This window comes from Cupriavidus sp. C3SS-1, from assembly GCF_057073755.1.
Genome location: NZ_CP172699.1, coordinates 2,015,045 through 2,032,016 on the forward strand (window position 1 = coordinate 2,015,045; position 16,972 = coordinate 2,032,016).

Annotated in this window: 10 protein-coding genes and 6 tRNA genes; 6 read left to right on the plus strand and 10 right to left on the minus strand. The window is 65.3% G+C overall.

Features of this window, described 5'->3' with window-relative positions; all coding sequences use genetic code 11:
* Positions 1 to 36 precede the first annotated feature (36 nt).
* The 3 genes from ACIGJC_RS09315 to ACIGJC_RS09325 form a co-directional block, all read right to left on the minus strand.
* Positions 37 to 3,651, minus strand: coding sequence for a UvrD-helicase domain-containing protein (locus ACIGJC_RS09315; RefSeq protein ID WP_483708500.1), 3,615 nt, complete (start codon positions 3,649 to 3,651; stop codon positions 37 to 39).
* Positions 3,648 to 6,527, minus strand: a complete 2,880-nt coding sequence (locus ACIGJC_RS09320; RefSeq protein ID WP_483708501.1) for a PD-(D/E)XK nuclease family protein — start codon at positions 6,525 to 6,527, stop codon at positions 3,648 to 3,650. The genes ACIGJC_RS09315 and ACIGJC_RS09320 overlap by 4 nt, the downstream gene beginning before the upstream one ends.
* Positions 6,528 to 6,703: 176 nt before the next feature.
* Positions 6,704 to 6,979, minus strand: coding sequence for a hypothetical protein (locus ACIGJC_RS09325; RefSeq protein WP_483708502.1), 276 nt, complete (start codon positions 6,977 to 6,979; stop codon positions 6,704 to 6,706).
* 424 nt (positions 6,980 to 7,403) lie between these two features.
* Between ACIGJC_RS09325 and trxA the strand changes: the two genes are divergently transcribed.
* The 6 genes from trxA to ACIGJC_RS09355 all read left to right on the plus strand — a co-directional run bounded on the left by trxA (position 7,404) and on the right by ACIGJC_RS09355 (position 13,988).
* Complete coding sequence (gene trxA / locus ACIGJC_RS09330; RefSeq protein ID WP_029046118.1) at positions 7,404 to 7,730, plus strand: thioredoxin TrxA; 327 nt, start codon at positions 7,404 to 7,406, stop codon at positions 7,728 to 7,730.
* A gap of 184 nt (positions 7,731 to 7,914) precedes the next feature.
* Entirely contained in the window at positions 7,915 to 9,177 is a 1,263-nt protein-coding gene (gene rho / locus ACIGJC_RS09335; RefSeq protein WP_483708503.1) for a transcription termination factor Rho, read from the plus strand.
* A 103-nt stretch (positions 9,178 to 9,280) separates the two neighbouring features.
* Complete coding sequence (locus ACIGJC_RS09340) at positions 9,281 to 10,138, plus strand: M90 family metallopeptidase (protein WP_483708504.1); 858 nt, start codon at positions 9,281 to 9,283, stop codon at positions 10,136 to 10,138.
* 174 nt (positions 10,139 to 10,312) lie between these two features.
* Positions 10,313 to 10,573: a type B 50S ribosomal protein L31 gene (locus tag ACIGJC_RS09345; RefSeq protein WP_483708505.1), complete on the plus strand. Its 261-nt coding sequence runs from the start codon at positions 10,313 to 10,315 to the stop codon at positions 10,571 to 10,573.
* Between the two features lie 182 nt (positions 10,574 to 10,755).
* Entirely contained in the window at positions 10,756 to 12,537 is a 1,782-nt protein-coding gene (locus ACIGJC_RS09350) for an ArnT family glycosyltransferase (protein WP_483708506.1), read from the plus strand.
* 98 nt (positions 12,538 to 12,635) lie between these two features.
* Positions 12,636 to 13,988, plus strand: coding sequence for an MATE family efflux transporter (locus ACIGJC_RS09355; protein ID WP_483708507.1), 1,353 nt, complete (start codon positions 12,636 to 12,638; stop codon positions 13,986 to 13,988).
* 116 nt (positions 13,989 to 14,104) lie between these two features.
* Here ACIGJC_RS09355 and ACIGJC_RS09360 read toward each other — a convergent pair.
* The 7 genes from ACIGJC_RS09360 to gltX form a co-directional block, all read right to left on the minus strand.
* A tRNA-Asp gene (locus ACIGJC_RS09360) sits at positions 14,105 to 14,181 on the minus strand.
* Between the two features lie 66 nt (positions 14,182 to 14,247).
* Positions 14,248 to 14,323, minus strand: a tRNA-Glu gene (locus ACIGJC_RS09365).
* Positions 14,324 to 14,430: 107 nt separating this feature from the next.
* Positions 14,431 to 14,506, minus strand: a tRNA-Ala gene (locus ACIGJC_RS09370).
* 190 nt (positions 14,507 to 14,696) lie between these two features.
* Positions 14,697 to 14,773: transfer RNA gene (locus ACIGJC_RS09375), tRNA-Asp, on the minus strand.
* A 67-nt stretch (positions 14,774 to 14,840) separates the two neighbouring features.
* Positions 14,841 to 14,916: transfer RNA gene (locus ACIGJC_RS09380), tRNA-Glu, on the minus strand.
* Positions 14,917 to 14,980: 64 nt separating this feature from the next.
* Positions 14,981 to 15,056: transfer RNA gene (locus ACIGJC_RS09385), tRNA-Ala, on the minus strand.
* 273 nt (positions 15,057 to 15,329) lie between these two features.
* Positions 15,330 to 16,736, minus strand: a complete 1,407-nt coding sequence (gltX, locus tag ACIGJC_RS09390) for a glutamate--tRNA ligase (protein ID WP_483708508.1) — start codon at positions 16,734 to 16,736, stop codon at positions 15,330 to 15,332.
* Positions 16,737 to 16,972: the final 236 nt, after the last annotated feature.

Below are 16,972 nucleotides of genomic sequence, written 5' to 3' on the forward strand. Positions count from 1 at the left end.
TTCGGGCGAGACAGCAGGACGCGGCCCGTCAGGCATTCAGAACAAGGAGCCTTGCACCGGCTCCGCAGCCGGCGCGGACAGCGCTTCGACCGGAATCCACTCGCCATTCGACGTGGCCACGCCAGCCTCCACCGGCTTGCCGGCGAACATCGGCGCCACTGCGGCCACGTAGCGCATGAGCTGGGCACGATAGGCGGCATGTTCCTGGGGCAACAGACGCAGCTTGTAATCGATGATGACGACCCTGTCTTCGAATTCGACCAGGCGGTCGATACGCAGCAGCCTGCCCCTTGCATCATAGAGTTCGACCTCATTGCGCGCGGACATCGCATCAAACGGCTGCAGCAGCCGCGACAGCGCCGGTGCCGCGAGCATTGCCTGCACCGCGCCGACGGCCTCTTCCACCTGCCCCTGCCATGCCTGCCGCGCGCCTGGGGAGCCGGCCCCCGCCAGCGGGAACCAGCGCAGCACGGTCGGCACGTCCGGCACGGCATCGAACGCATCTGGATAGCGCGTGATCCGCTCCAGCAGTGCGTGGATCAGTTCGCCATGGCGGGCCGCGGCGGCATTGAAGACGATGCCTTCGGATTCATCGGCCGACGCTTCGAGCAGTAGCTCCCCCATGCGTAGCTCCCCCATGCCGTCGGCATCATCATCATCAAAGGCCACTACGTCCGCCGCATCGTGATAACGCAGCCGGAAATCCGTGAAACGCACGGGCTCACTCAGGCGCGAAGCTGCGGGCAGGTTGTCCGCCACGGTGGGCGGACGCTCCGCCACGGCGTCTGCCACGCCGGCGGCCTGCAGTCGCACATACCAGCTGCCCGCGATCTCGCTGCCCGCTTCGGATTCAGCGTTGCGGCTCGCCCGTCCCCTGACGCCGCTGACCAGCAAACCCTGCTGCGCACGCGTCATCGCGACGTACAGCAGATTCCAGTTCTCGCGCTCGCCCAGCGCGGCTTCGGCCTCGAACAGCGGCGCGCGGGCCAGCCCGCGCTCGCTGCGCTTGCCGTAGGCGGAGAAATGCCGCGGCACGCGCGACTCCGGCGACCAGTCGATGAGGATCCCGCCACGATCGGGCGCCGGGTCGCTGTGATTCGCATCGAGCAGCACGACGAACGGCGCCTCCAGCCCCTTGGCGGCGTGGACGGTCAGGATATGCACGGCATCCAGGCCCGCCTGCGTGGGGTCCTCGTCGGCGGGTTCGGCGTCGTCCGCCATGCCGCCCTCGTCAGGGCTTTCCTGCTCGTCGCCACGCCGGATTTCCTGCAGCTCGTCGATGAACTTCGGCAGGCTGGGATAGCGGCCGCCATCCAGGTCGAGCGACAGCTTCAGGAACGCATCGAGGTTGGCCAGCACCTGCTCGCGGATATCCGGCGGCGCCGCTTCGGCGTAACGCCGCCGCACTTCGCCGCCGTGGAAAATCTGGTCGATCAGGTCATGCACCGGCTGGTGCGGCGCCAGCCGCAACCAGCGCCGCAGCCGCGCCACGCCTTCGCGGACGGCATCGGAACAGGCTTCCGGCACGCCGCCTGACTCGATGCGCGCCCACCAGCCGCCCTCGCCTTCCTGTTGCGACAGCGCTATCAGGTCATCGTCGGTGGCTCCGACCAGCGGGCTCTTGAGCACGTGGGCCAAGTCCAGGTCGGATTCCGGCGTCATCAGGAACGCCAGCAACGCAGACAGGTCCAGCGCCTCCAGCGTGGCCAGCAGGCCGCCACGGCGCGGGCTCAGGCACGGGATGCCGGCCTCGCGCAGGGCGCGCTCGTAGTCGGCCAGATGGGTCTTGCGCCGCACCAGCAGGTGCATATCGCTCCAGCGCGCCGGCCTTCGCTCGCTGCCCTCATGAACCGGGACCGTATCGTGGATATGCCGCAACCATGCCGCGACGCGCCGCCCCTCTTCCAGGCGCAACGAGTCGCCCTCGTGCTGCCGCGGCTGCAGCAGCGTGTCGCGATGGCCGGCTTCGGTTTGCACATCCGAAGGTGTGCCATCTTCCTCGGCCGCCGCAGCGGCCGATCCGCCGTCCTCAGGCTCCACCAGCGGCAGCAGCCAGACCGGGCCGCCGCCTTCCGGCAACGCGGTGGTCTGGGTCTCGTAGAGCGGATAGCGGCCCTCGCCTCGGGCGGCATCGAACACGGCGTTGACCCACGCCAGCACTTCGGTGCGGTTGCGGCGGGTGCGGTTGGTGCGTAGCACCGTGGCCCCGAACTCCGCCTGAAGCATCGCGCTTGCGGCACCGAACAGGCGCGCGTCGGCGCGACGGAAGCGGTAGATCGACTGCTTGGGATCGCCGACCAGGAACACCGTCGGGCGCTCGCCCAGGCCCGCATAGCCAGCCAGCCATCCCTGCAGGATGCGCCACTGCAGCGGGTTGGTGTCCTGGAATTCGTCCAGCAGCAGGTGGCGGTAACGCGCGTCGAGGCGCACCTGCAGATAGGTGGCGGTTTCTTCCTCGGCCATCAGGCAGGCGGCCTGCCACTCGAGGTCGGCGAAATCCATCGCGCGCTGCTCGCTCTTGTACTGCTGGTAGCGGTCCAGCAGTGCGTCGCCAAAGCGATAGAGCGCCAGGTTGACGGCAAGCACCGCGGCCTCGCAGCGGCGCGCGCTGATCTCGTCGAGCATCGCGCACAACTCGCCGTGCTGCGCCACCAGCGCATCGGCCTGCGAATCCCCGCCGGCCGCCTTGACCAGCGCGCTGGTTCGGCGCAGCGAACGCGGACTGCCCGCCGCGGTGAAGAATGCGGTGCGCAGCAGCGCGAACGCGTGTTCGGCCGGCTTGCCAGCGGCCGCTCCGTCCTCGCGCCAGTTGCCGATGGCGATCAGCGCGTCCTGGATCCGGCCCGCGTGGGCTTGTTCGGTCTTGCCGCCGGCACCGAGCCGCGATGCGAGCGCTTGACACATTTCAAGCCAGGCTTCGTCGCTGAGCACCGGCACCAGAACGTCGCCCTGCGCATCTTCGCCAAGGCAATCGGCCAGCGCCTGGGCGGGGTCGCCGCCTTCGCGCATGGCCCACCATTCGCTGCGTGCATGGAACATGGCGTCGAGCAGGCCACGGGCCTGGAACTCGCCGACTGCATCCACCAGCGTCTCATAGGCCTGCCGCAGCTCGGCATAGCGCGGCGCCGCGAGCGAGCGCCAGACCGGGGCCCATGCTTCGCGCTTCATGCGCAGCGAGTCCTCGCGCAGGGACGCGCCCGGCACGACCCCGGAGGCAAGCGGTGCGCCCCGGAGCAGCGTGCCGAACCAGCCGTGAAAGGTGTCGATGGCCATGCGTCCGGGCGCCGCCAGCACCTGTGCATGCAGGCGCCGCGCACGCGGCAGCGCTTCATGCGCGGCCTGCGTCGTCATGCCGCGCATGACCAGCGCCTCGACCACCGCGTCGTCGCTGTCGCGCGCCATCTGCGCGAGCACTTCCAGCAAGCGCTCGCGCATCTCTTCGGCCGCCTTGCGGGTGAACGTGATGGCAAGCACTTCGTGTGGCGCGGCACCCGCCAGCAGCAGGCGCACCAGGCGCGCCACCAGCAGCCAGGTCTTGCCGCTGCCGGCGCAGGCTTCCACCACCACGGAGCTGGCGGGATCGCAGGCCGCGCGGGTGAAATCGGGCTCGCTGACGGGCTGGCCGTCGCGCAGGTAGGCGTGGACTGTCATGATGTCAGCACCGGCACGGCGGTGGATTCCCAGAAGCCCTTGCGGCACAGGCCACGGGCACTGCAATAGGTACAGGCCGACGCGTCGCCGAACGCCGGCAGCCGCGCGCCCTGGCGCAGGCGCATGACGTCGTCGCGCATCTGCCGCTCCAGCCACGCCACGGCGGCGTCGAAATCCGGCAGGTCGACTTCGCGCTGCGGCGCGGCGGCGCCTTCGCGCGCGCCCTCCAGCGCCACCCAGCTTCCGCCCACGGCATCGGCACGCAGCAGGCCATAGAACGGCAACTGGCAATCCTCCTCGACCTCGCTCGCCTTGCGCTTGAGGCGCGTGGCGCTCTGCGTCTTGTAGTCGAGCACGGCATGCGTGCCATCGGGCCCCTGGTCGAGCCGGTCGATGCGGCCGTTCAGCCGGATCGGCTTGCCGTCCGGCATGGGCAGGTCCACGCCCGCGTCGACCTCGCCGCCGCGCCAGTACCATCCCTGCGCTTCGCGCGCGGTCTGCCAGGACACATAGGAAGGCAGCACTTCGCACCAGCGTCGGTAGTAGCCGATCGCATTGCCGTCCTCGGCCATCAGCGCGCCGAAGACGTCGTCCGAGATTTCGCGCAACCGCTCGAGCCGCGCCGCTTCCGGCACCGCCTCGCCGCGCTCGCGGCGCGCCAGCAGTTCGCGGTGGTAGCGCAACAGCACGCGGTGCAGCAGGTCGCCGATATCGCGCTTTTCCAGGTCGTCGCTGACGATCTCGAGCCCGGCCAGCCCCAGCATGCGGCCGGCGAAAAACTGGTAGGGACAGCGACGCAGCATGTTGTAGGCCTGCGCGCTCCAGCGGGCCGGCACCAGCTCCGGTGCCGCCGGCGCGGGCATGCCACGCGTATCGGCGAACGTCTGGTGGAAGAGCGGCGCCATGCTCGCATCGATCTTCACGCCCGCACGCGCGCAGCATGCGAACAGGCGCTCGATCCAGCCGGACACGTGCTTGGGCTCGCCACGCCCGCCCAGGCGCTGCCAGGTCAGCACCACGTCGTCATTGTTCAGCAGGACTTCCGCCAGGTCGCGGGCCTGCTGCGCAAAACGCGCTTCGCGGTCCTCCAGTTCCAGCTCGCGGCGCATCTGGTTGGAGAAGAACATCAGCTCCGCGGCGCTCGACGGCAGCTGGGCGTCGTCGCAGCCCACCACCACGACCCCGTCGAAGCGCCGCATGCGCGCGCCGTTCAGCGGCAGGATCGTGATCCGCGCCGCGCCGCTGGCCGGTGGCTCCTTGTAGGCCACCGACTCCAGCAACGCAGACAGCATCGAGCGGAATTCCGCCTGGGACAGCGTGGCGTGCGCACTGGTTTCGTCGGACGGCAGCTCCTGCAGCCGCGCCAGCGCGTCAAGCAGCTGGCGGCCAGCTTCCTCCGCGGCGAGGGCGGCGCGCATGCCGAGCGCGTCGAGCGTACCCTCTAGGCAACGGAGCCACATCGACAACGGATGCTGAGCAATGCCGCGCGGCCAACGGGCCGCCTCATCGGCGAGCACGAGAAGCAGGTCACCCGCGCTGCGGCGCGCCGCTTCCGCACGCTGGACTTCCGCATCGTCGGCGTCTGCCGACACGGATGGCGACGCGCCGGACAGGTGGCGCAGCCGGTCCCATCCGCCGCTGATACCGTCACGCCGGACCTGACGCTCGATCAACGCGATAGCGGCGCCGCGATCCGGAAATTCGGGCAGGCAGAAGGGGCTCTTCAGCAAATCGAGCAGCGCGGCAGTGTCGCCATCGCGCACCAGCAAGTCGAACCAACGCATCAGCGCCGCGGCCGCGCGCGTGGTTGAGAGCTTCCAGCCGGTTTCATCACGCACGGGTGCGCCCGCGCGGGCCAGCAACGCCCGCACGCGCCTTGCCACGACGCGATCGTGCGCGACCAACGCAATGTTGCGCCGGCCTGCGTTGAGCCATTGCACGAGCTGATCGGCCGCGGCGGCCGCTTCGTCTTCGAAGCGGGCAGCGCCGATGACGCGGATCGATGGCCGCGCTTCCGGCAACACGGGCAGGGCATGCGTGAATGGCGGCGCATCGTCGTCAGTGGCAATACGTGCCTCGGGCCACAGGGCAACCAGCGTCTCATACCAACCGGCGGCATCGTCCTTGTGTCCGGCTTCGGTGGCCCCGGACCAGTCGTAGCCAACCGCGAGCACCGGCACCAGCTCGGCGGCATCGTTCAGGAACGCGGACTCGATCGGCGTCGGCGGCGTCGGGGCGATCCACACGACCGGCCCGCGCAGTTGCTGGGCAAGCTGCCGCAACGCGCGCCGGCGCGATGGCATGGGATCGTCGGGACCGGACAGCGCCTGCCAGAACGCCAGCACGATGCGCGCCTCCTCGCCGAGCATCCGCTCGGTCAGATGCGCATAGGTCCGTTCCAGCGCGCCCTGCAGCAGCGATGCGCGATCGGCGCCGTCCATGGCTTCGCCATCGCTCACCGCGACGTCCTCGAGCCAGCGCGTATTGAGTTCGTCGCAGACCGACAGCAGCGTCTGCGCCAGGCCCCACGCCGCGGACTCCGTTTGCGCGCCGAACGAGCGCCTCAGCCAGTCCTGCGCGCGCACCGCCTGCTGCACGGCCAGCAGGCGCGCGGCGGGGCTGCGCACCGGCGTGCCATCGGGCGGCAGGTCTAGCAGCCAGTGGCCGAGCGTCACGACGCGCGGCAGCAACCGCGGCCGGCCGGCCGCGCGCGCCACGGCATCGAGCGCCATGCGCACGCCTGGAATCTGCGCCGCGGTCGGCACGACCACATGCGCGGCGGCTTCCGGCACACCGCAGTGGTCAAGAAAATGCCAGGCAGCCGCAGCCGCCTGGTCGAGGAAATCCGGGCCGGGACGAAAGCGCAGTGGTGTCATGGGCGCGCGTGCCGCGGGTCAGGCGGACTGCGGGAGGCAAAGGGTGAAAACAAGGGAAGGAAACAACGGCTATTGCGGGAACGGCTATTGCGGGAACAACGAAGGCCGCTTCCCGCGCACTGAAATGTCAGCGCGCGGGGCGATCTGCAAATCGCGCGGGCTGCCCCGCACCGGATTCAGTCCGAACCGCCCTCCAGACGCGCCCGGATCTCGCGCGCGGTTTCGAGCAGGCCTTCATAGCCCGAGCGCGCGTGCTCGGGCAGGTCCGGGTCGCCGACCAGCGTGCCCAGGGTTTCGATGATGCTGTAAACCAGCCCCTTGGCCGCGCCGCTGGCAATGCTTTCAGTCTCGACCGCGCTGCTGATGTGGTCCAGCGCGTCGCTCAGGTGTTCCACATCCGGAGACGCCGGCTCGGCGTCCGGCTGCGTGGGCTTGCGGGAATCAGGAGTCATGTCGATGGCCTTGTCAATGGCGCATGGCGCGCAGGAAGTGCTGTCCTTCTATTCTACGCGTCCGGCGGGCGCATCCGGCACACGTGCGGGGCAAATCAGAGCCATCGACAACGTGCGGCATAGCCCACATCCTCGATTGCGGAAATCTCTCGCCGCGATTGAAACAACCATTCATGCGCCTCGCAAATCCAAGGCAGAATATATGCACCGCCGTCGATTATCCGGACTGCCAATGGGCTCTTTTGGGTGCCATCTTGAAAATCCGCAAACTGGTAACATATCGACGAAACCGGCGCGCAACCGCCGCCGCCGCGGAGAATCCCCGACTGTACCGTCAGGCGAATCCCGGGATTCTCGTGTAAGGTAGCAGTTCGGCCATTCCCAGCCATTGACATAAACAGAGCGAAACCAGAGGTTTTCCGCCATGAGTGAACAAATCAAGTATGTGAGCGACGCCTCGTTCGACGCCGACGTCCTCCAGTCCGACAAGCCGGTCCTGCTCGACTTCTGGGCGGAATGGTGCGGCCCCTGCAAGATGATCGCCCCGATCCTGGACGAAGTGGCCAAGGACTACGGCGACAAGCTGCAGGTCGCCAAGATCAACGTCGATGAGAACCAGCAAGTGCCGGCCAAGTTCGGCATCCGCGGCATCCCGACGCTGATCCTGTTCAAGAATGGTGCGGTCGCGGCCCAGAAGGTCGGCGCGCTGTCCAAGTCGCAACTCACGGCGTTCCTCGACGGCAACCTGTAAGCGCTTGCATGCCGGAGCCCTGGCATGGGCTCCGGGTTTCCCACAATCCGATGTGCGTGCGCCACCCCCTGGCGCGCCGGTCGGATTGTGCTAAGATGCCACCAACAACTTCCCCGAGCGTTCGCTCATTTCTTTCCCCCTTCCCTCTAGGTCTCGCCCGTCCGGGCTTCTGTACCCCTTGTCTATGCACCTGACAGAACTCAAATCGCTTCACGTGTCTGCGCTTCTCGAAATGGCGGCAACGCTCGAGATCGACAACGCACAGCGGATGCGCAAACAGGAACTGATGTTTGCGATCCTGAAGAAGCGCGCCAAGATGGGCGAAACCATCTACGGCGACGGAACCCTGGAAGTTCTGCCGGACGGCTTCGGTTTCCTGCGCTCGCCGGAAACCTCGTACCTGGCCAGCACGGATGACATCTACATCAGCCCGTCGCAGATCCGCCGCTTCAACCTGCATACCGGTGATTCGATCGAAGGCGAAGTGCGCACGCCCAAGGACGGCGAGCGCTACTTTGCCCTGGTAAAGGTCGACAAGGTCAACGGGCAAGCGCCCGAGGCGGTGAAGAACCGCATCATGTTCGAGAACCTGACGCCGCTGCATCCGAACCGGCCGCTCCAGCTCGAACGCGACATCAAGGCCGAAGAGAACATCACCGGCCGCATCATCGACATGATCGCGCCGATCGGCCGCGGCCAGCGCGCGCTGCTGGTGGCATCGCCGAAGTCCGGCAAGACCGTGATGCTGCAGCACATTGCACACGCGATCGCCAACAATCATCCGGAAGCGGACCTGTTCGTGCTGCTGATCGACGAGCGCCCGGAAGAAGTGACCGAAATGCAGCGCTCGGTGCGCGGCGAAGTGGTGGCGTCGACCTTCGACGAACCGGCCATCCGCCACGTGCAGGTCGCCGAAATGGTCATCGAAAAAGCCAAGCGCCTGGTCGAACTGAAGCGCGACGTGGTCATCCTGCTGGACTCGATCACACGTCTGGCGCGTGCCTACAACACGGTGGTGCCGGCCTCGGGCAAGGTGCTGACCGGAGGTGTCGACGCCAACGCGCTGCAACGTCCGAAGCGCTTCTTCGGTGCCGCGCGTAACCTGGAGGAAGGTGGTTCGCTGACCATCATCGCCACCGCGCTGATCGAGACGGGCAGCCGCATGGACGACGTGATCTACGAAGAGTTCAAGGGCACCGGCAACATGGAAGTGCACCTGGAACGCCGCCTTGCGGAAAAACGCGTCTATCCATCGATCAACCTGAACAAGTCCGGTACGCGCCGCGAAGAACTGCTGATCAAGCCGGACATCCTCCAGAAGATCTGGATCCTGCGCAAGTTCATCTCCGACATGGACGAAGTGCAGGCCATGGAATTCATCATGGACAAGATGAAGGCGACGAAGAACAACGTGGAGTTTTTCGATATGATGCGCAGAGGCGGCTAAGCCTCCGGCATCTTCGTCCGAACAGAAAAAGGCGTGCCGCGGCACGCCTTTTTGTTTTGTCGCATTGCCAGGGCTGGCCCCGGCTTTTAGCCCTCAACGCACCATGCTCGGCAAACTGACCCAATTCCTGCGTACCCGCTCGAAAGCCCGCAAGCTCGAGCACTACGCCATTCCCGATGCGCTGTGGGAACGCACCGTGTCGGCGCTGCCGTTCGTGCGGCGCTACGCCGAGGACGACCGGCGCGCGCTGCGCGAACTGGCCACGCTATTCATCGCCGAAAAGGAATACTCCACCGCGCACGAGCTGCCGCTGACCGACGAAATGGTGGTCAGCGTCGCGGTGCAGGCCTGCGTGCCCATCCTGCGGCTCGGGATCGAGTGGTATCGCGGCTGGCACGGCATCGTGCTGTATCCGGGCGAGTTCGTCATCCGGCGCACGGTGCAGGACGAAATCGGGCTGGTGCATGGCGTCGTCGAGGAGGCCAGCGGTGAAGCGTGGGAACACGGCCCGGTCATCCTGTCCTGGCCCGATGTCGAGATGCCGGGCGGCGGCCTCGATACCGAACACGATGTTCCGGCCGACACCTACAACGTGGTGGTCCATGAATTCGCCCATAAGCTGGACATGCTCGACGGCGAACCCGACGGCGTTCCACCCTTCTCCCGGGTCTTGCACCCCGGCGTCGATGCCGAAGCCTGGGCGGAGACCTTCCTGAGCGAGTACGACCGTTTCGCCGAAACCTGGGACCAGCATCCTGCGACAGCCTGGGAGCACCCTGAACGGCTGCCGCCTGCCTTGCGCCTGATCGACCCTTACGGCTGCGAAGCACCGAGCGAATTCTTCGCCGTGACGGCCGAAGCATTTTTTGTTGAACCAACGGGCCTGAAACGTCACTGGCCCGTGGTGTACCAATGCCTTGCAACGTTCTTCCGGCAGGACCCGGCCGGCACATCGGCGTAAGCTGTCCAATCCGCGGCTCGCCGGCCCGACGGGAATTGCCGTTACGCTTCCCCGAGCCATTGTTTTTCTGCCATAATCCTGGTTTGCCCGTAATCGGCAAGTGGTTCGTCTCGCGCCGCGGCAATGGGCCGGCAGCGCGCAACGGACTGGCTACCCAACCAGAAAGGAATCACCATGAAAGAAGGCATCCACCCGAATTACCGCGAAGTCGTGTTCCAGGACATGTCGAGCGACTTCAGCTTCATCACGCGTTCGACCATCCAGACGCGCGACACGATCGTGAGGGACGGCAAGGAATACCCGCTGGCCAAGATCGAAGTCTCGTCGGAATCGCACCCGTTCTACACCGGCACCCAGAAGATCATGGACACCGCCGGCCGCGTCGAGAAGTTCCGCCAGAAGTTCGGCAGCAAGCTGGGCAAGGCTGCGAAGTAATCGCTCTTGCGAACACCCGTTTGCGCGGCGCCAGCGGACAGATGTTCCGGCGCCCCGCAGACCCGCAAAGAGGCAGCAGCGGCTGCCTCTTTGCATTTGTGCCCTCCTTACCGTCCGGCCCTGGGCGCCGCCACTCGCTTGCGGCAGCCCGGCCGGTACCGCGCTGCTGACCCGATCCGCCGATGCGTGAAGCCAAGACTTCCCCCGTTCAGTTGACCGCCGCCGCAACGGGCGCGTTGCCGCGCGCCCTGCTGCTGGCGATCTGCATCATCTATGGGCTGACCGGCCTGTTCCACCGCGACCCGTGGAAGAACGAGGATGCCGCCGGTTTCGGCGTGATGTGGCAACTGGCCACGGGCGGCGCGCATGATTGGCTGATGCCCAACATCGCGGGACGTCCGTTCACCGAGGACGGGCCACTGGTCTTCTGGATCGGCGCGGCCATGATCCGCCTGTTCGGCGGCTGGCTCGGCGCCCCGGATGCGTCGCGCCTGGCCACGGCACTGTGCTTCTTCGGCACCTGCGCTTTCATCTGGTACACCACCTACCTGCTCGGCCGCCGGGACGAAGTGCAGCCGTTTGCCTACGCCTTCGGCGGCCAGCCCAGCGCGCGCGACTATGGCCGCACGCTGGCCGACGGCGCCCTGCTCGTGTTCCTGGCCTGCGTGGGGCTGGCGGTCCGGGGACATGAAACCACCGCGCAGGTCGGCCAGGTCGCGCTGATCGCCATGATCCTGTACGGGCTGGTGCGCAGCCTCGACAAGCCCGTGCAGGGCAGCCTTGTGTTCGGACTCGGCCTGGGCGCGCTGACCCTGGCCAGCGGGCCGATCCTGCCGCTGGCCCTGCTGGTTGCCGCCACGATCTGCGCCGCCGTCTGCGCCCCGATGCCCGGTCGACGGCTGGCGGCCATCGGCGTGCCGCTGGCGTTGCTGATTGTCGCCGCCTGGCTGGCCGCCGCTTACTTTAGCGCGGCGGACCGGCACGACGCGGTGACCTTCATCCGCGAATGGGCCCGCTATGACCGGCGCAGCTACGGCGCGCCGAACATGCAGTCGTTCGGCTTCAATATGCGCAACCTGTTCCTGTACGCGTGGCCGGTCTGGCCGATCGCGGCCTGGGCCTGGGTGGCGTGGGCCGGCATGCGCCGCGCCCCACATGTGGCGCTGCCGCTGGCGCTGCTGCTGCCGACACTGGCGCTGCTGTTCCTGCAGACCAATGCCAGCGATGTCCAGTTCATCCTGCTGCTGCCGCCGATGGCGATCCTCGGTGCGTTTGCGCTGCCCACGCTGGCGCGCGGCGTGATCAACGCGATCGACTGGTTCGCCCTGCTGTTCTTCACCATTTTCGGTGGCACGGTGTGGTTCCTGTGGCTCGCCAAGACCACGGGCTGGCCACCGCGCATCGCGGGCAACGTGTTCCGGCAGTTGCCCGGCTACCAGCATCACTTCAAGCTTTCCTCAGTCATCTTTGCCTTGCTGGTGACGGTGGCCTGGGTGCTGGTGGTACGCTGGCGGCTGTCGCGCGCGCCCAAACAGATCTGGCGTCCGGTGGTGATTTCCGCCGCCGGCACCACGCTGATGTGGGTCATGGCCATGACGCTTTGGCTGCCGTCGATCAACTACGGCAAGACCTACCGCGACGTGGTCGAGGCTGCCGCCATGGCGCTGCCGTCTACGTACCAGTGCGTGCAGCCGATCCGCATGGGCAATGCCCAGCTAGCGTCATTCGCCTACTTTGGCCATTTCCGCTTCGGCGGCCCCGAAGACGGTTGCGACATCCTGCTGCGGCACGATAGCGCCGACTACGGCGAACCGAGCAAGATCTCGCATTTCGAATGGCGGCTGATCTGGGAAGGTCGCCGGCCCGCTGACCGTGACGAGCGTTTCCGCATGTATCGCCTGGTCGATACTTCGCGCGCGACGCACGCACGACCGGAACTGCCGCGCCACCGCCTGCCCCAGTAATTCCCAACCCTCCTGCCGGCGGCATGGCTGGCGGCCGCGCCGCCGCCGCCGCTGCCGGCCGGCTCTCGGGCGCGTGAAAGCGCCTGCGCGGAACCGGCATGAACCTGCTTCACGATCTGCGTCGTATCGCCCATCTTGCCGCGCCGGTACTGGTCGGCCAGCTCGCTGTGATCGCATTCGGCGTCATGGATACCATCATGGCCGGCCGGGCCTCGGCGAATGACCTCGCCGCGGTCGGCCTCGGCGGTTCGATCTACGTGACGGTCTATATCAGCCTGATGGGCGTGCTGCAGGCACTCGCACCGATCGCGGGCCAGCTTTACGGTGCCGGCCGCAGCGAAAAGATCGGCAGCGAAGTCAGGCAAGCCGCATGGCTGGGCCTGGCACTGTCTGTTCCCGGCGTGCTGCTGCTGATGTTCCCGGAGCCACTGCTCGCCTTTGCCAAGGCCCCGCCAGAACTGGTCGACAAGGCCAGCCAGTATCTTCACATTGGCGCGTTCGGCTTGCCCGCAGCACTGGGTTTCCGCATCTATTCCGCACTCAATAACGCGCTTTCGCGTCCGGTCATGGTGACGGTGCTGCAAATCGTCGGCCTGGGCCTGAAGGTGCCACTCAACGCGTGGTTTATCAACGGGGGATTTGGCATTCCGGCCATGGGCGGTCCGGGCTGCGCACTGGCGTCGACGCTGATCAGCTGGGGCTGGTGCGTTACCGGCCTGCTGATCCTTCGCCATAGCGCCGTCTATCTGTCCCTGGAGATCTTCTCCGCCTGGAGCTGGCCGGCGCCGGCACAGCTGATGGCACTGCTGCGCCTGGGCGTGCCGATGGGACTTACGTACCTGATCGAGATCACATCCTTCACGCTGATGTCGATCTTCATCACGCGCATGGGAACAGTCACCCTTGCCGGGCACCAGATCATTGCCAATCTCGGAGCCGTGGCCTACATGCTGCCGTTATCGCTGGCCATCGCCACGTCGACGCTGGTGGCACAGTCGATCGGCGCACGCGACATGGCGGGCGCCAGCCGGCTCGCATGGCGCGGCATCTGCCTGGCCGCCTCCCTCGCCTTGATAACAGGTTGCCTGCTGTGGCTGCTCAGGGAGCCCGTGCTGCATGCCTATACCAAGGATGCTGCCGTGGTGGCCGCCGCGTTGCCGCTGGTACTGTTCATCGCCTTCTACCAGGCCTTTGATGCCGTGCAGGTCATGACCGCCTTTATCCTGCGCGCCTACAAGATCGCGCTGATCCCGACGCTGATCTACGCCGCTTCGCTTTGGGGCATTGGCATTGGCGGGGGCTACGTGCTGGGTTTCGGCCTGATCGAGACACTGCCGGCCTTTACGCGCGGTGCCTCAGGCTTCTGGATCGCCAACAGCTTGAGCCTGGCCATTGCCGGCTGCCTGCTGGTGCGCTACTTCATGCGCATCAGTGCTGCGCAACGGCATTGATTGCGCGCACCTGGCCGGCTCCAGGCGGAACGGACGGTGCGACGCAGCGCCATTGGCTTGACATGCAGAGTACAAAAGAAAAAACCCACATGGCATTAACCATGTGGGTTTAGTTTTGGCGGAGTGGACGGGACTCGAACCCGCGACCCCCGGCGTGACAGGCCGGTATTCTAACCAACTGAACTACCACTCCATATTCCATCGCCACCCGAGCTTTGCTCGCTGCAGCAATCCAGGCATATGATTACGCCCGATGTTATGGCGTCCCCTAGGGGATTCGAACCCCTGTACTCACCGTGAAAGGGTGATGTCCTAGGCCTCTAGACGAAGGGGACAGAAACTTGTCTTTCAACACGTTCCGTCTCGCGTTGAGCAGTCCGTCATTCTAACAAACTTTTCTTCGCTTTGGAAGCATCTTTTTACTGCGATGCATCCTGAATTCTGGTGGAGCTAAGCGGGATCGAACCGCTGACCTCTTGCATGCCATGCAAGCGCTCTCCCAGCTGAGCTATAGCCCCTTATTACAGCATTTACTACGGCACTGCTTATTCACCGCTTCAGCATTAACGAAAATGCATGGGCGAATAAAAGGATTCTATACTGCCTTGATATAAACCGCAACACTTATTTACCGCCGCGGTGATTATCAGATAATCCTCTCACTTATAAGAAAAAACCCACATGGCATTAACCATGTGGGTTTAGTTTTGGCGGAGTGGACGGGACTCGAACCCGCGACCCCCGGCGTGACAGGCCGGTATTCTAACCAACTGAACTACCACTCCATATTCCATCGTCACACCGAGCTTCGCTCGGTGCGACAATCCAGACATATGATTACGCCTGATGTTATGGCGTCCCCTAGGGGATTCGAACCCCTGTACTCACCGTGAAAGGGTGATGTCCTAGGCCTCTAGACGAAGGGGACAGAAACTTGTCTTTCAACGCGTTCCGTCTGGAATCATCCCGAACCGCAGATAATCCCGATGTCTTGGTGGAGCTAAGCGGGATCGAACCGCTGACCTCTTGCATGCCATGCAAGCGCTCTCCCAGCTGAGCTATAGCCCCATGGTACTTCCATCTACTGCAACCTGCTTATTCGCCCTATCGGAAAAATTACCGTTTCAAGCGAAGCCGAGATTATATATCAACCTCGATTTTTTGCAAGCCCCCCGATCTGTTTTTCCTCTCAATCCGCTTTCGCAGATTCTGACCTGACGGCCACGAGATTCTTTTCAGATCGCCCGCTGATCTTGTTTCTGACCGCGCTGCAGGGAGAACGAGATTATGGCTAAGTCCCGGGCGGAGCGCAAGCCCCCACCAGGACTTTTCGCAACTTTTTTAACCGATCAAGCCAGCCGCAAGGCGGCGCAGCACGATATCGCGGCCGAACAGCTCCAGCACCGCGTCGATAGCCGGTGTCTGGAGTTGACCAGCAACCAGCAGGCGTACCGGCATGGCGAGCTTGGGCATCTTGAGCCCGAACTCTGCCAGCACCGCCTTGAAGGTGGCGCTGATCGCTTCCCGCTTCCATTCGGGCAGCGCACCGAGCTGGGTCGCCAGCGCCTTCAGCGCCGGCTGGATTTCCGGCGTCAGGTGTTCCGCCTTCAGGGCCGCATCGGCCTGCGGCTCGCCACGATAGAAAAGCAGTGCCGTCTGGGCAACTTCCTTCAGCGTATTGGCACGGTCCTTGACCAGGGCGATCACCCCGACCAGGTCCGCGCCCTCCACCTTGCCGCCGAGCGACTCGATAAACGGACGCGTCAGCTCAGCCAGACGCGCGTTGTCGCCCACCTTGATATAGTGGTTGTTCAGCCAGGCAAGCTTTTCGGCGTTGTATTGCGCCGGCGACTTGCCCAGGTGCTCGAGGTCGAACCATTCGACGAACTGCTCGCGGCTGAAGATTTCCGCGTCACCGTGCGCCCAGCCCAGGCGGGCCAGGTAGTTCACCACGGCCTCGGGCAGATAGCCTTCGTCGCGATAGCCGGTCACGCTCATGGCCCCGTGACGCTTGCTCATCTTCTCGCCGCTCTCATTGAGCACGGTCGGCAGGTGCGCGTAGACCGGCGTGGCGCCGCCGAGCGCGCGGATGATGTTGATCTGGCGCGGCGTGTTATTGACATGATCATCGCCACGGATCACGTGCGTGATCTTCATGTCGAGATCGTCCACCACGACGCAGAAGTTGTAGGTCGGCGTGCCATCCGGGCGTGCGATGACGAGGTCATCGAGTTCTTCGTTCGAGATCTCGATGCGGCCCTTCACCGCGTCATCCCACACCACACTGCCGTCGAGCGGATTGCGGAAGCGCAGCACCGGCTTCACCCCGGCCGGCGGCTGCGGCAGGACCTTGCCCGGCTCCGGGCGCCAGAAGCCGTTGTAGCGCGGCTTTTCGCCGCGCTCGCGCTGGGCTTCACGCAATGCGTCCAGTTCTTCCGTGCTCATGTAGCACGGGTAGGCCAGCCCGCTGTCGACCATCTGGGCCAGCACCTCGCGGTAGCGGTCCATGCGCTGCATCTGGTAGAACGGGCCCTCGTCGATATCCAGGCCGAGCCATTCCATGCCTTCGAGGATCACGTCGACGGCTTCCTGCGAGGAGCGCTCGACATCGGTATCTTCGATGCGCAGCACGAAATCGCCCTTCATGCGCCGGGCAAACGCCCACGGATAAAGCGCGGATCGGATATTGCCGAGATGGATGAAGCCGGTCGGGCTCGGCGCAAAGCGGGTGCGGACGCGTTGGGTCATGGTGGTCGGGAACAAACAAAAAAGCCCGCGCGGACGCGCGCAGGCTGGATATATATGTCGATCCTGCATTATAGCAATGCGAAGCCTGGCCGCCCTGCCGACCCACGGATTGAGCACGGCCGGCATCGCCACCGTCTCCAACGGAATCATTTATGCTTCGCGGAGTCACAGGAACGGCCGGTACGAAACGCCCTATCCTCACGCCGATCCAGTCACATTTGAATTTCCGCCCGCCT